Annotated in this window: 16 protein-coding genes; 11 read left to right on the forward strand and 5 right to left on the reverse strand. The window is 72.8% G+C overall.

From position 1 onward, the window contains the following. Positions 1 to 103 precede the first annotated feature (103 nt). Positions 104 to 448 (reverse strand): hypothetical protein, encoded by a 345-nt coding sequence (locus OHA72_RS39480; protein WP_327001184.1) that lies wholly within the window; start codon positions 446 to 448, stop codon positions 104 to 106. Positions 449 to 613: 165 nt separating this feature from the next. Then, positions 614 to 1,009: a hypothetical protein gene (locus tag OHA72_RS39485; protein WP_327001185.1), complete on the reverse strand. Its 396-nt coding sequence runs from the start codon at positions 1,007 to 1,009 to the stop codon at positions 614 to 616. 257 nt (positions 1,010 to 1,266) lie between these two features. Here OHA72_RS39485 and OHA72_RS39490 point away from each other — a divergent pair, with 257 nt between their 5' ends. Continuing rightward, entirely contained in the window at positions 1,267 to 2,091 is an 825-nt protein-coding gene (locus tag OHA72_RS39490) for a tetratricopeptide repeat protein (protein WP_327001186.1), read from the forward strand. Here the strand turns inward: OHA72_RS39490 and OHA72_RS39495 are convergent. Then, positions 2,057 to 3,502 carry a class I adenylate-forming enzyme family protein gene (locus OHA72_RS39495; protein WP_327001187.1) on the reverse strand — a complete coding sequence of 482 codons (1,446 nt, stop codon included), beginning with the start codon at positions 3,500 to 3,502 and terminating at the stop codon, positions 2,057 to 2,059. The two genes, OHA72_RS39490 and OHA72_RS39495, sit on opposite strands and share 35 nt — an antisense overlap. 381 nt (positions 3,503 to 3,883) lie before the next feature. Beyond that, positions 3,884 to 5,020: a zinc-dependent alcohol dehydrogenase gene (locus OHA72_RS39500; RefSeq protein ID WP_327001188.1), complete on the reverse strand. Its 1,137-nt coding sequence runs from the start codon at positions 5,018 to 5,020 to the stop codon at positions 3,884 to 3,886. A gap of 77 nt (positions 5,021 to 5,097) precedes the next feature. Between OHA72_RS39500 and OHA72_RS39505 the strand changes: the two genes are divergently transcribed. Genes OHA72_RS39505 through OHA72_RS39525 form a run of 5 tightly spaced genes read left to right on the forward strand, consistent with a single transcriptional unit; the run spans position 5,098 to position 8,456 of the window. Next, positions 5,098 to 5,649, forward strand: a complete 552-nt coding sequence (locus tag OHA72_RS39505) for a 2-oxoacid:ferredoxin oxidoreductase subunit gamma family protein (protein ID WP_327001189.1) — start codon at positions 5,098 to 5,100, stop codon at positions 5,647 to 5,649. Further along, positions 5,646 to 6,707, forward strand: coding sequence for a hypothetical protein (locus OHA72_RS39510; RefSeq protein WP_327001190.1), 1,062 nt, complete (start codon positions 5,646 to 5,648; stop codon positions 6,705 to 6,707). The genes OHA72_RS39505 and OHA72_RS39510 overlap by 4 nt, the downstream gene beginning before the upstream one ends. After that, positions 6,704 to 7,474, forward strand: a complete 771-nt coding sequence (locus OHA72_RS39515; RefSeq protein WP_327001191.1) for a thiamine pyrophosphate-dependent enzyme — start codon at positions 6,704 to 6,706, stop codon at positions 7,472 to 7,474. The genes OHA72_RS39510 and OHA72_RS39515 overlap by 4 nt, the downstream gene beginning before the upstream one ends. Continuing rightward, on the forward strand, positions 7,471 to 8,181 hold the full coding sequence (locus tag OHA72_RS39520; RefSeq protein ID WP_327001192.1) for a GntR family transcriptional regulator: 711 nt from the start codon (positions 7,471 to 7,473) through the stop codon (positions 8,179 to 8,181). Before OHA72_RS39515 ends, OHA72_RS39520 begins: the two co-directional genes overlap by 4 nt. Positions 8,182 to 8,234: 53 nt before the next feature. Further along, positions 8,235 to 8,456: a 4Fe-4S dicluster domain-containing protein gene (locus OHA72_RS39525; protein ID WP_327001193.1), complete on the forward strand. Its 222-nt coding sequence runs from the start codon at positions 8,235 to 8,237 to the stop codon at positions 8,454 to 8,456. 20 nt (positions 8,457 to 8,476) lie between these two features. Here OHA72_RS39525 and OHA72_RS39530 read toward each other — a convergent pair whose 3' ends face one another. Then, positions 8,477 to 9,532 carry a hypothetical protein gene (locus OHA72_RS39530; protein WP_327001194.1) on the reverse strand — a complete coding sequence of 352 codons (1,056 nt, stop codon included), beginning with the start codon at positions 9,530 to 9,532 and terminating at the stop codon, positions 8,477 to 8,479. A gap of 128 nt (positions 9,533 to 9,660) precedes the next feature. Here OHA72_RS39530 and OHA72_RS39535 point away from each other — a divergent pair, with 128 nt between their 5' ends. The 5 genes from OHA72_RS39535 (at position 9,661) to OHA72_RS39555 (ending at position 14,284) form a co-directional block, all read left to right on the forward strand. Then, positions 9,661 to 10,002 carry an LppU/SCO3897 family protein gene (locus OHA72_RS39535; protein WP_327001195.1) on the forward strand — a complete coding sequence of 114 codons (342 nt, stop codon included), beginning with the start codon at positions 9,661 to 9,663 and terminating at the stop codon, positions 10,000 to 10,002. An 85-nt stretch (positions 10,003 to 10,087) separates the two neighbouring features. Beyond that, on the forward strand, positions 10,088 to 10,894 hold the full coding sequence (locus OHA72_RS39540; RefSeq protein ID WP_327001196.1) for a class II aldolase/adducin family protein: 807 nt from the start codon (positions 10,088 to 10,090) through the stop codon (positions 10,892 to 10,894). Between the two features lie 11 nt (positions 10,895 to 10,905). Further along, positions 10,906 to 12,156, forward strand: a complete 1,251-nt coding sequence (locus tag OHA72_RS39545; protein ID WP_327001197.1) for an amidohydrolase family protein — start codon at positions 10,906 to 10,908, stop codon at positions 12,154 to 12,156. A gap of 12 nt (positions 12,157 to 12,168) precedes the next feature. After that, positions 12,169 to 12,936 (forward strand): FadR/GntR family transcriptional regulator, encoded by a 768-nt coding sequence (locus OHA72_RS39550; RefSeq protein WP_327001198.1) that lies wholly within the window; start codon positions 12,169 to 12,171, stop codon positions 12,934 to 12,936. A 97-nt stretch (positions 12,937 to 13,033) separates the two neighbouring features. Further along, a complete protein-coding gene (locus OHA72_RS39555) occupies positions 13,034 to 14,284 on the forward strand; it encodes an ROK family transcriptional regulator (protein ID WP_327001199.1) in 1,251 nt (416 codons plus the stop codon). The last annotated feature ends 66 nt before the right edge of the window (positions 14,285 to 14,350 follow it).

Genomic DNA, 14,350 nt, shown 5'->3' on the forward strand with positions numbered 1-14,350 from the left:
CCGCCGGCTCCTTCGCCTGAGCCACGGTCGGGCTTCCGGCGGGAGCCGGACGCCGCCGGAGCATGCCGCGACGGGTTGCCCGGTGCGGGTTCGGAGCGCGTTGTCACGGCGGGCGCAACAGGGACACCGTCAGCTGTTCCGCGACGGCGCCGAGCCACTGCACGACCAGGTCGACGTGCCACACCTCGGGGTTGTGCGCCGTGCCCAACAGGCCGCCGAGCCCGGTGGGCGCGTCGCCGTGCCCGGCCGCGAGGTACCCCTCGACCTCCTGCGCCGTGGCAGGACCCGGGCTCATCCCGCCGGGAAGGTAGACCTGCGCGGGGTTTGCCCGGGCCCATGCCTCCGCCGCCGGGCCGAACCGGGCCAGCAGATACCGGCGATGCTGGTCGGGAGCCGTCATCATGAGCGGGGCGCCCCGGTAGCCGGGCGGGACGGGATCCCCGGGCATGCGCTGCCGGCGAGGATCGCCGCGCCGAGCGGACCCTCCACCGACCACAGCAGCAGGAACAGGAACACGTCGAGGGCCGGGTTGGCCTCCGGCGGCGTCTCGGCGGCCAGGAGCCGCTGGTCCTGGACCTCCTCGGTGCCGAGCGTGGCGCCGCTGTGGACGGCCTCAGTCGTCGTCGACGAGCGGTGCCGCGAACCTGACCGACGCCTTCCTGAGCCCGTCGGGGTCCAGGTCGCCGGCCTGCGCGGCGATCCGTTCGTCGAGCCGCCGCACGAAGTCGATCACTGCGGTGAACGGGTGGGGCGTCGCCGGTTCCCCCGGCTCGTGCGGTGTCCGTGACCGGTCGGGATGGGCGAAGCACGAGCCGTCGCCGATCCAGCCGTTCGCGGCCGCGATGACGGCGTGCCCGGCGTGGTCGCCGCCGTCGACGGGCTCGCCGCCGGGGCGGGAGAACAGCCGGTCCGGGTCGAGGTCGTGGCCGAACAGGCGCAGGACCGCAGACCGTGCCGGCTCGGCCCGCTGCGGGCCACGGGCGATCCGGAACCGCATGGTCTCACTCATTGCTCATCCGTTCGTCGGGTCGTCCGCCGGTGCGGAAAGCTTGGCCGCGTGTTCCGGGGGCCGCGTCTGGATGAAACCCGGCCCGCCGCGGCGATACCCCTGTGTCGCCCACCCGGCAGTCCCCACCGCCCTGCCGCTCCGGGGCCGGCGGGGCGGGAAGTCGATAAGGCGCGCTTATCGGAGCGTGCTGGATGGGTATTGGACCGGGGCGCGGGACTGCCGCACCCTGGCCACATCGATGACGGTCAGGGGTGGCGATGCACGAGTCGACACGCGCCGGGTTGGCGCGGGAACAGGCCGGGGACCTCGCCGCGGCGGAGCGGCTGTTCCGTGAGGCCGACGCGGACGGCGACGCCGACGCCGGGGCGCATCTCGGCGCGCTGCTGTTCGAGCGGGGCGACGTCGCCGGTGCCCGGGAATGCCTGCGCCGGTCGGATCAACGCGGCAGCGCGCTCGGCGCGTTCCGGCTCGGGTTCCTGCTGGCCAACCAGCGCGACTACGCGGCGGCCGAGGAGGCCTACCGGCGGGCGGTCGAGCGCGGCAACGAGTGGGCGGCGGGCAACCTTGCGACCCTCGGCCGGTACCGCGAGCGCCGCGACGCGTCCGACCCGGCCGCGCTGGTGCGCGCCGGGGTGACCTACGCCGAGGCCGGCGACACCGCCCGCGCCGAGCAGGCCTACGCCGCGGCCATCGACGCCGGGCACCCCGACCATACCGCCAACGCCTGGTTCAACCTGGGCACACTGCACCAGCACAACGGCAGCGTCGGGGCGGCGGTGCGGGCGTACCGGACGGCGATGGCGTTGCGGCACCCCGAGTTCTCCCCGAAGGCGGCGGTGAACCTGGGCTTCGTGCTGTTCAACGCCCTCGACGACGGGCCGGGCGCCAGGGCGGCGTTCGAGGCGGCCGTGGCGTCCGGCCATCCCGTCCAGGCGCCGCTCGCGGCCCGCAACCTGGCCGCCATGGACCGGGTGCTGGCCGGCCACGACGATCTGGAGCCGGTCGACGACGACGTGAACGTGGCCGTCGGTCGCGGGCCGGGCGGCTTCAAGATCCGGCGCTGGCGCCCTCGGGGGCGGTGAGCAGGTCGCGCAGCCGGCCGCGCTGGATCTGGCCCGTGGCCGGGGTCCGCGGGATCGACGTCGCCGTTGCGACCCGCCGCGGCAGCTTGAACCCGGCCAGGCGACCGTCCACATGGGAGCGCACCTGCGCCACCGTCGGCGGCGGGCAGCCGTCGGGCAGCACGAACACCGCGCAGACCACCTCGCCCCACCGGTCGTCCGGCAGGCCGACGACCGCGACGTCGAGCACGCCCGGCAGGTCGCGCAGCGCGTGCTCGACCTCGGCCGGACCGACGGACTCGCCGCCGGTGCGGATCACCTCGCGGGTGCGGCCGGTCAGGAACAGGTAGCCTTCCTCGTCGATGCGGCCGACGTCGCCGGAGCGGTACTCGCCGGTGAGCGGGGCCGCGCCGAGGTAGCCGTTCATGAGCGCCGGGCCGGCGACGCAGACCTCGCCGTCGTCGGCCAGCCACAGCGCGTTCGGCGTCGCGGCGCGCCCGACGCTGCCGGGCTTGCGGGCCAGGTCCCAGTCGTGCAGGGCCGCCATCCGGCCCGCCTCGGTGGAGCCGTACAGGATCGTCGTGGTCGTGCCGGGCAGCCTGGCCTTGATCCGTTCGACGAGGTCGGCGGCGACACTGGAGGTGCCGGTGTCGGCGTGCAGCAGCGACCGCAGGTCGGCGGTGCGGTGCTCGCGGTCCAGCAGCCGCTCCCAGACCGCCGGGATGCAGTACAGTGCCGACGGCCGCCGCCGCTGGACCACGTCGATCACCTCGACGGCGTCGGCGCGGCGCACCAGGTGCACGGCGGTGCGGTGCTGCCACGCCTCCATCACGTAGTGCCAGCCGCCGTAGTGGTACAGCGGGAACGTGCACACCACGCCGCCGTGGCCGCGCAGCCCGCTGGTGAACGTGCCGCCGCCCGGCGCGGCCCGCAGCCAGCTCGCCCGGTGGCTGACCAGGGCGCCCTTGGGGGTGCCGGTGCTGCCGCTGGTCAGGTAGACGATGTGCGGCGCGCGGTCGTCGACCGTCCTTGGATCGAAGCGGCCGGCCCCCATTTCCAGGGTTTCGTGGTGTACGACTCCCGCCTCGCCGAACGGCACGTCCGACAGCGCGAGCCTCGGGTCGAGGTACCGCCGGACCGCGTCGCGCTCGTGCACCGGGAGGGCGGGGTTGAGCGGGGCGAACACCGCGCCGAGCCGGGCGCAGGCGACGAACACGTCCAGGGATCGCAGCGTCGGCGTGGCGCACCACAGCACGACGTCGCCGGTCTGCACGCCGAGCCCGGCGAGGGCGTTGGCGGTCCGGTTGGCGGCGACGTCCAGTTCGGCGAACGTCACCGCGTCCGCGCCGAGGGTGGCCGCCGTCTGCCGGGGAGCGGTCAGCGCGGCCAGGGTCACGATGTCGCCGATGAGCAGGCTCATGCTCATGCTCATGCCGCCACCTTCCGCTGCGCTCCAGGCGTCGGCATGAGCCAAACCTGCGACATGATTCGCTCGCGGGGCTCGCTCATGGCGCCACCTTCCGCTGCGCTCCAGGCGTCGGCATGCGCCAAACCTGCGACATGATTCGCTCGCGGGGCTCGCTCATGGCGCCACCTTCCGCTGCGCTCCAGGCGTCGGCATGAGCCAAACCTGCGACATGATTCGCTCGCGGGGCTCGCTCATGGCGCCACCTTCCGCTGCGCTCCAGGCGTCGGCATGAGCCAAACCTGCGACATGATTCGCTCGCGGGGCTCGCTCATGCTGCCACCTTCCGCTGCGCTCCAGGCGTCGGCATGCGCCAAACCTGCGACATGATTCGCTCGCGGGGCTCGCTCATGCGGCATCCCAGGCGCCGACGGTGACCTGTGCCGGGCCGGCCGCGCCGTGGGCGGCCTTGTCGCGGGTGATGTCCAGGGCCTTCGGCAGCGCGTCGATGCCGTCGAGCCGGTGCGTCACCAGGCAGTCGACGTCGACGTCGCCGCGGCGCACCAGGCGCAGCGCCTGCTCGAACGCCCCGGCGCTGGGGGAGTAGCCGCCGGCCCCGGACCGCGGGTGCAGCAGTGCCACGGAACGCTCCCGCAGCAGTCCCAGCGGGGCGCTCGCGTGCCGGGGCAGGACCGCGACCATCACGATCCGCCCGCCCCGGCGTACACACCGGGCGGCGAGGTCCAACGTGGACGTTCCGGCGAGCCCGGCGCTCGGCATGCCGCCGGCCGTCTCGAACACGACGTCGGCGCCGATGCCGTCGGTGGCGTCCAGGACCGCGGCGAGCACGTCGCCGGCCGCGTCGACGACCAGGTCGGCGCCGGCCCGCAGCGCCAGCCGGCGTTTGGCGGGGCTGCGGCCGGTGACGATGATCTGCCCGGCGCCGCCGTGGCGGGCGACCTGCGTGTGCAGCACGCCCATCACCCCGGCGCCGAGGATCAGGACGGTGTCGCCGGGCCTGACCTCGGCGATCGCGTGGCCGTGCAGCGCGCCGCCGGCGGCGGCCTGCGACGCGGTGACCCCGTCCGGCACGGCGACGACCGACTTCGCCGGGACCGCGACCCGCTCGGCGAACGCGCCGGGGCGGGTGAAGCCGAGCACACCGGGGGAGCGGCACGCGTCGGGGCGGTCGCGCCGGCATGCGGCGCACGTGCCGCAGGCGGCCGTCTCCACCGCGGTCACCCGGGCGCCGACGGTGAGCCCGGACCCGGCCGCGCCTCCGGCAACGGTTGCGCCGGCGACTCCGGATCCGGTCGCGCTGATCGTCCCGGCGAACTCGTGGCCGCCGAAGCGGGTCGGGCCGGCGGCGAGCCTGGCGGTGAGGACGTCGTGCATGGCGACCGGGTCACCGGCGATGAGCATGCACTCCGTGACGCTGGGCTGGACACAGGCGACGTCGATGACGACCTCGTCCGGCCCGGGGACCGGGTCCGGGACCTCCTCGATGGTGGTGTCGCCGAAGCCGTGCAGTACCAAAGCCCGCATCTCGTGCTCTCCTCGACCGCTTGACGGTGCGGTTAGATTTTGTATTCAATATGCAAATCTCGTCAAGGGAGGCACGGATGGAGCGGGAGCTCATCGTCACCGGGGTCGGCGGGCAGGGCATCCAGCTGCTCGCGAAGACCCTTGCCCTCGCCGCCACCCGGGAAGGGCGCTATGCGATGCTCGCCGCGGACTACGGCGGCGAGATGCGCGGCGGGCCGTCCAAGGCCGGTGTCGTCGTCGGCGACGCACCGCTGCACGCCCTGCCGATCCTGCCGTCGGCCTGGTCCGCGATCTTCGCCCACCACCGCTTCACCGAGGGCGTGCAGGACCGGCTGCGTCCCGGCGGCATCGTCGTGGCGAACACCCCGCTCGTCGACCCCGACGGCTTCCGCGCCGACCTGCGGGTCTTCGCGGTCGACGCGATGGCCGCCGCGAAGTCGGCCGAGGCGCCGCAGGCGTCCGGCTTCGTGCTGCTCGGCGCCTTCAACGCCCTCACCACCATGGTCGAGCCGGCGTCGCTGGTCGCCGCCATGGAGGAGCTGCTGCCGCCGTACCGGCGCCAGCACGCACCGGCGAACGCCAGGGCCCTGGAAGCCGGCGCCGCGACCGTCAGGGCGGGCGTCGCATGAGCCTCGAACTGCTCGACGGCGGCGCCGCCATGGCCGAGGCCGCGATCGCCGCCGGCTGCCGGTTCTTCACCGGCTACCCGATGTCGCCGTTCACCGGCCTGCTCGAAGAGATGTCACGGCGGATGCCGGCCGCCGGCGGGGTCTGCCTCAACGCGGAGAGCGAGATCGAGGGCGTCAACATGACCCTCGGCGCCGCCGCGGCCGGCGCTCGCGCCGCGACCGGCTCGTGCGGGCAGGGCATCGCGCTCATGCAGGAGGCGATCGCCGAGGCCGCGCTCAACGAGACCCCGTTCGTGGTGTTCAACCTGGCCCGCAACCAGCAGGACTACTTCCAGGCCACCCGCGGCGGCGGGTGGGGCGACTACCGCACGATCACCCTCGCCCCGAAGGACATCCCGGAGGCGGTCGAGCACACCCAGCTGCTGTTCCACCTCGCCGACAAGCACCGGGCGCCGGTGATGCTGTACGGCGACCCGCTGCTCGCCCAGACCCGTGTCGGCGTGGACGTCCGGCCCCTGGACTTCGGCCCGTTGCCGGTCAAGGACTGGGCCCTGGACGGCACCGGCGGCGGCACCGGCCGCAGCCGCCAGATCTGGACGTGGGCGATGGGCAAGGCCAACGACCCCGGCCCCGGCCCGGACGGGCACTGGCGCGCCGTCGCCGACAAGTTCGACCGCATCGCCGCGCAGGAGCAGCGCCACGAGGAGTCCATGGTGGACGATGCGGAGACCGTCGTCGTCGCGTTCGGCACCGCGGCGAAGTTCGTCGAGCACGTCGTGGCCGAGCTGCGCGCCGAGGGCCACCGCATCGGCTGGTTCCGGCCCGTCACGCTCTGGCCGTTTCCCGGCGCCGCGCTGCGCCGCGCCACCACCGGCGCCCGCAACGTCCTGGTGTTCGAGCTCAACGCTGGGCAGATGCTCGACGACGTGCGCATCCACGCCGCCGACCGCGACGCCGTCCGCTTCGTCGGCGGCGTCAGCATCGCCGAATCCGGGCTGTCCTACGGCCCGCTGCTCGACGCCCCCGTGATCCGCGAACGAATCCTAGGTGCGACATGATCATCGACACGTCAGGTCCGCCGGTCCTCCCCGCCAAGCAGGTCGCCGACTTCAAGCCGAGCCTCCTGCTGGGCGAGCACTCGCTGTGCCCGGGCTGCGGCGAGCCCGTCGCCCTTCGCATCCTCCTGGAGGTCCTGCAGGAGCTGGACATCGTGCAGCGCACCATCGGCGTCGTCGGGCACGGCTGCTACGGCAGTTTCGTGCGCATCATGGACGTCGACGTCCTGCAGTGCCTGCACGGTCGCGCTCCCGCCTGCGCCACCGGCATCAAGCGGGTCCGTCCCGGCGTCGCCGTGTTCACCCTGCAGGGCGACGGCGACATGGCCAACGAGGGGCTGCAGGAGGTGCTGCACGCCGCCGCCCGCGGTGAGAACATCACGTGCGTGATGCTCAACAACGGGGTCTTCGGCGACACCGGCGGCCAGCAGACCGCCACCACCGTCCTCGGCCAGCGCACCAAGACCAGCATCGACGGCCGCGACCCGGACGTGCACGGCTACCCGATCCCGGTCGCCGACCTCGTCGCGTCGCTGCAGGGCAGCGCCTACGTGGCTCGCGGCGCCGTATCGACCGCGGCCGGGGTGCTGCAGGCCAAACGCATGCTGCGCAAGGCGTTCCAGACCCAGCTCGACGGCGGCGGCTTCAGCCTGGTGGAGATCCTCACCATGTGCCCGACCGGCTGGTTCGTGCCGACCGCCGAGGGCCCCTCCTACCAGCAGGGCACGATGGAGCAGACCTACGGCATCGGCGAGCTGGTGACCCGGTGAAACTCGAGCGCGCCAACACCAGCGAGGCGGTCGCCGCGCACGTGCTGGACCTGCTGTTCGCCGGCGAGCTGCGCAGCGGGCAGCGCCTCGACCTCGACGAGATCGCCGAGCGGCTGGGCGTGAGCCGGGTGCCGGTCCGCGAGGGCCTCATCCAGCTCGAACGCGACGGCCTGGTCGAGCGGGCCCACTACAAGCGGGCGTTCGTCGCCGAGTTCGACGACGCGACCGTCCGCGAGGCGTTCGAGCTCTACGGCATGCTCAGCGCCCTCACCAACCGCCGCGTCGCCGCGCACCGCGACCCAGCGGTCCTGGAGTCGCTGGCCAAGCTCGACGAGCGCCTCGCCGAGTGCGACGACCCGGCCGAGTTCGAGTCCCTGGCGCGGGAGTTCCGCCGCGTCGTCAACGTCGCCGGCGCCCGCAACCACCTGCGGGCGCTGCTGCGCACGTTCAGTGGCCTGGTGCCGGCCGCGGCCCGGTTCTCCATCGACGACGCCCTGCCCGCCGAGCGCGCCGCCCTGCACGCCGAGTATGCCGCGATCCGCGACGGCGACCCCGCCGCCGCCGGTGCCGCGGCCCTGACACACCTGCGCCTCACCGCGGACAACGCCGTCGCCGCCCTGCGCCGCCGCGGCGTCTTCCCACCCTCCGACGTGGACACTCCCGAGTGGACGGACGCGGCTGCCGTACTGAAAGGAGCGAACCCATGAGCGGTCCGGAACCCAGGCCGGCGCCGGGACGAAGCGGAGGCGTGGGCGTGGGCGTGAGCCGTGGCACTCTCGTCATCGATGCCGACGCGTGCAAGGGCTGCGAGCTGTGCCTGGCCGCCTGCCCGCCCAACGTGCTGACCATGTCCGCGACCGTCAACGAGCAGGGCTACCGGTATCCGGAGCTGCACGACGGCTGCACCGGCTGCACCGCCTGCCAGATCGTCTGCCCCGACTTCGTCTTCGCGGTCTACCGGTTCACCCCGCCGCCCGGCTGACGGCGGGGCCCCGCGAGCCGTCAGCCGGACGAGTTGTCGCTGATCAGGAAGCCGGCGTCCACCCGTGCGCCGCCGCTGTTGTAGCAGGCCACGTCGCGCACGACGGTGTCCGTCGGCGTGTGTGTCCACGGGAAGAGCAGATTGCAGAAGTCCGAGCCGCCGCCGGCCGCGGTCACCTGGACGGTGTCCGGCAGCACGGCCAGCCTGGGGAAGGTGACCAGGGACAGGCCGGTGCCGGCGCCGAGCAGCGTGTTGGCGCCGAAGCCGAGCTGCGAGTTGAAGTTCGTCGTCGGCGGTCCGACCGGCGGCCGGAACCACAGGTAGCCGAAGTACCGCGGCGGCCAGCCGGCGCCCCGCAGCGACTGGTTGTACTGGTACGTGAGCGTGAATCGGGTCCTGAACGGCGCGCCGGCGGAGTTGAAGCAGGCGACGTAGGCGATCTGCCCGGCGGGCGCGGACGTCCAGTTGCGCACCTTGCACCGTGCGGGCGTGCTGCCGACCGCGGTGGCCTGCAGGCTGCCGTCGACCGGGCCGGCCGTCATCAGCCCGGGCAGCTTCACCTCGTAGAGGCCGACGCCCAGCGGGGTGACACTGTTGACCGCGCCGACCGAGTTGTACTGGTCGATCATGGTGCCGGTCGGGTCGTTCCAGTCGACGTAGCCGAACTCGCCGTTGATCGGGCCGGCCGGGCCGGAGCTGCTCTCGAAGAAGGCGCTGAACGCCGCCGGCACCAGCGCGCCGCCGGGCTGGGAGCACAGCACCATGACGATCTCGTCGGCGCCGGACGGCCCCCATTTGACCGCCTGGCAGAACCTGGGGCCGGTGTTGATGGCGGTGACGTGCACGACGCCGCCCTTCGCGGCCTGGCCGGGGAACCTGATGGTGTAGACGCCGGCGGGGCCGCCGACGACGGTGGTCCCGGCGGGCGAGGTGCCCGACGGGACGGTGGCGGTGCCGTTCCACAGCACGAACCCGTGGGCGTCGGGCAGTGCCGCGGCGGCGGGCGGGGCGGCGACGGCGACGCCCGCGAACGTGGTGACCAGTGCGATGAGCAACGCGCCGAACGATCTGCGCATGCGGATCCCCTTCTGGCGGAAAGGAGCGGACAGGACCACCGAAGGGAATCATCATCATCGATCGATAGCCCCGCTGTGACGCTTTGCCGACAGTTGTGTGTCGATGGATGCCCTGGTACCCGTGGGTGATGCCGAAGCTCCTCGCCGTGACCGGTGCGCGTCGCAAGCTGCTCGTCCTGGTGGCCGTGACGGTGATCGTGGCCGGCGCCCTGTGGTGGTTCAACCGCGCCGAGCCGGCCCTCCCCGTCGCCGGGGAGTGCATCAAGGGCCCTTCCGTGACGACCTTGAAGATCGTCTACTGCGGGTCCGCCGGGGCGCGCTACGTCGTCCTCGGCCGCGTCGGGAACCTGCCCGAGGAGGACGCCAGGGCCGTCAGTATCACCTGTGCCCAATGGCCGGACACGACGCTGGTCACCTGGCGCGAGCGGTCCGGCGGCAAGGGCGTGGTGATCTGCATGCGGGACGCGTAGCCGGGCCGCCCCAAAAACAACCAAGCGATTGCTTGATTTACGGGCGACTCACCTCTTAATCTTCTAAAAGATTTGGAGGTGAGCCGTGACACTCACGTCAGCACCGCCCGGAACGGCCGACGCGCCCATGCGCGACGGCGGGACCGCCACCTGGTCGCCGCGCATCACTCCGCCGATCGGCGTCGACCTCACCGAGCGGCAGGCACTGGCCTGTGCGTTCCGCATCCTCGGCCACAGCGGCTTCAGCGAGAACATCGCCGGGCACATCACGATGGTCAAGGACGGCGACACCGACGGCGCCATGTGGGTCAACCCGTGGGGCCTGTGGTGGGAGGAGATCGCCGCGTCCGACCTGTGCGTGGTCGACCGCGACGGCACCGTCCTGGAGGGCCGGTGGGACGTCACCCCGGCCATCCACATCCACACCGAACTGCACCGGGTCCGGCCCGACGCCCGGGTCGTGGTGCACAACCACCCGTACTACGTCACCGTGCTCGCCGCGATCGGTGTCCTGCCGCAGATCGTGCACCAGACCGGATGCATGTACGACGGCGACCTCGCGCTCGTGCACGAGTACACCGGCGAGGTCGACGACGCGGCGCTCGGTGCCGACCTGGCCCGCCGCATCGGCGACGCGTCGGTGGTGATTCTCGCCAGCCACGGCATCATCGTCACCGCCCCGACGATCCAGGAGGCGACGTACCGCTCGGCGAGCATCGACCGCGCCTGCCGCCTGGCGTACGACGTGATGCTGCTGGGCCGCGACCCGCTGGAGATCGCCCCCGGCCTGCGGCACGGGATGAAGAAGTCACTGCTGGAGCGCGGCACCGACGTGTACTGGGCCGGCGCCGTGCGTGCCCTGCTGCGCCGTGAACCCGAAGTACTGGACTGAGAGGCAACGCCATGGCATCGATCGACGAACTGCTGAAGAACACCGCGTTCACCGTCGCCGACCGCTCGAAGGTGACGTTCCTGCCGGACCCGCCGAGGCAGCCGCGCAAGTACACGTTCATCTCCGTCGACGACCACATCGTCGAGCCGCCCGACGCGTTCGAGGGGCGGATGCCGGCGAAGTTCGCCGAGCAGACCCCGAGGGTCGTCGAGCAGGACGGCAGCCACGTCTGGATCTACGACGGCAAGGAGTTCCCGAACGTCGGCTTCAACGCCGTCGTCGGGCGGCCCGTCGACGAGTACAGCATGGAGCCGAGCCGCTTCGACGACATGCGCCGCGGGTCGTGGGACATCCACGAACGCATCAAGGACATGGACCTCAGCGGCGTGTACGCCTCGCTGTGCTTCCCGTCGTTCCTGCCGGGCTTCGCCGGCCAGCGCCTGCAACTGTCCACGAAGGACACCGAGCTGGCCCTCGCCGCCACCCGGGCCTGGAACGACTGGAACATCGAGGCGTGGTCCGGCGCGTACCCCGACCGCATGATCCCGTGCCAGCTGCCGTACTTCCTGGACCCCGAGGTCGGCGCGAAGGAGATCTACCGCAACGCCGAACGCGGCTTCAAGGCCGTCACGTTCACCGAGGCGCCGCACCTGCTGGGCATGCCGTCGCTGCACACCGGGCACTGGGACCCGATCATGCGCGCCTGCGAGGAGACCGGCACGGTCATCAACCTGCACATCGGCTCGTCCGGCACGTCACCGTCGACCGCGCCGGACGCCCCGCCGGACGTCGTGGGCGTGCTGTTCTTCGGGTACTCCATGTTCTCCGCCGTCGACTGGCTGTACTCCCGCATCCCCGTCCGGTTCCCCGACATCAAGATCGTGCTGTCGGAGGGCGGCATCGGCTGGGTGCCGGGCCTGGTCGACCGGCTCAACCACATGCTGAGCTACCACGAGATGTACGGCACCTGGAAGGGCATCGACCTGACCCCGGCGGAGGTGCTGCTGCGCAACTTCTACTTCTGCGCGGTCGAGGACCCGTCGTCGTTCGCCCTGCGCGACGTCATCGGCGTCGACCACATCTTCCTCGAGCAGGACTACCCGCACTGCGACTCGACCTGGCCGCACACCCAGCGCACCATCGAGGAGGAGATCGGCGGCCTGCCCGACGCCGACGTGCGGAAGATGACCTGGGAGAACGCTTCCAGAGTGTACCGGCACCCGGTGCCACCCGCGGTCCAGAACGACCCGGACGCCTACTAAGCTTCTGTCCCCATGACCACCCCACCGCGCGGCGACCGGCTCGCCGAGCAGGTGGCCGACCACATCCGCGGGCAGATCGTGCGCGGCGAGCTCGCCGACGGCGCCCCGCTGCCCAATGCCGAGGAGCTCATCCAGCGGTACCCGGTGAGCATGCCGACGTTCCGTGAGGCGATGCGCATCCTGGAGGCCGAAGGCCTCATCACGGTGCGCCGGGGACGGCTCGGCGGCGCGGTCGTGCACCGGCCCTCCCCGGCGAACCTCGGCTACAACCTGGGACTCGTCCTGGCCGCGCAACGCGTCGGCATCGACGACGTCGCCACCGCACTGCGCCACGTCGAGCCGGCCTGCGCCGCCCTGTGCGCCGGCCGGCCCGACCGCCTGGTTTCCGTGGTCCCCGTGCTGCGGACGCTGCACGAGGAGTACCTCGCCCGCATCGACGACCTGGTCGAGGTCGTCGGCGTGTCCCGCCGCTTCCACGAGGCCCTCGTCGGCCTGTGCGGCAACCCGCCCCTGATCGTGCTCGCCGGCGCCCTGGAAGCCCTGTGGTCCAGCCACGAACAGGACTGGGCGACCCGCATCCGGGAGACCACCGGCGTGCCGCTGCGCGAACGCCGCGCGGCCGGCGAGGCGCACGGACGGATCCTGGCGCTCATCGAGCAGGGCGCCGCCGACGAGGTGCACCGCCTGGTCACCGAACACCTCACGTCCGCGCAGCGCAACCCCAGCCCGGCCGGCCCGTCCTCCGTGATCGACGCCGGCCTGATCCGCCGCCAGCCGTGACACCTGCCGGTTCGCAGTATTTTCGAAAAGCGGCCGGCATCAGGGTGCCCGGCGGCAGCATGCTGTGCGATGCAGGTGGAGTCGGCTGGAGGCACCGATGGTGAGCATGGACCCCACGGGCGTGGGACCGGTCCACGAACCGGCGGACCAGCTCGCCGTGCGCCGGGCCAACCTGAGCCGGACACTGCGGTACATCCGGGCCAACGGGCCACGCTCCCGCGCCGCGATCGCCGCCGCCACCGGCCTGCACAAGACCACCGTGTCCAGCCTCGTCGAGGAGCTGCTCAACCGCCGCCTGCTGCGCGAGACCGGGTTCGAACGCTCCGGCACCGCCGGCCGCCCCGGCCGCGGCGTCGCCCTGTCACCGCAGCTCGGCGCCGTCGGCATCGAGATCAACGTCGACTACCTCGCCGTGCACGGCTGCGACCTGACCGGCCGCACCGTCGTGGAACGCCGGGTCGCCTTCGACGCGCACCGCCGCGACGTCGAGGGCTGCCTGGACGACCTGGCCGACGCCGCCGACCGTACCCTCACCGAACTCGCCGGCCACGGGGTGACCCCGATCGGCCTGACCGTCGCGGTGCCGGGCCTCGTCGACGTCGCGCGCGGCGTGGTCGTCGTCGCGCCGAACCTCCGCTGGCGCGAGGTCCCCGTCGTGTCGCGCCTCGCCAAGGGGCTCGACCCCGCACTGCAGGTCGGCGTGGACAACGACGCCAACCTCGCGGCGCTGGCCGAACACACGTGGGGTGTCGCCGCCGGCACCGCCGACCTCGTCTACCTCACCGGCTCCGTCGGCGTGGGCGGCGGCGCCATCACCGGCGGCCGGTTGCTGCGCGGCGCCGACGGCTTCTCCGGCGAGATCGGCCACCTGCCCGTCGAGCCCGAGGGCGACCCGTGCGGCTGCGGCCGGACCGGCTGCTGGGAGACCAAGGTCGGCCTCGCCGAGCTGGTCCGCCGGATCACCCCTGAGTTCGCGTACGGCCTGGGCGACGGCCCCGTCCCCGACCCGCGGGAACGCATCGCCGAGGTGCGCCGCCGCCTCGACGCCCGCGACCCGGCCGCGCTGGAGGCGGTCGCCGGGATCGGCCGGTGGCTCGGCCACGGCGGCGCGATCCTCGTCAACCTGTTCAACCCGCGCGTGGTCGTCCTCGGCGGCTACTTCGCCGACCTCGCCGACCACCTCATCCCCGCCGCGCAGACCCAGCTCACCCGCCTCGCCATGGCGTCCCCCGCGGCCCGCTGTCACTTCGTCGCCTCCGACCTCGGCTTCACCGCTGCGGCCCGCGGCGGCGCCGGCGCCGTCATCGAGCGCATGATCGACGACCCCGCCGCCGTGGCGTCCGCCTAGGGCTGCCCGAACGTCTATCACTCACGGTCGTCGCCGGCTGACAGAATCGTCGGGAATCGTTCCGAT

The sequence above is a fragment of the Dactylosporangium sp. NBC_01737 genome, from assembly GCF_035963215.1.
GTDB lineage: Bacteria > Actinomycetota > Actinomycetes > Mycobacteriales > Micromonosporaceae > Dactylosporangium.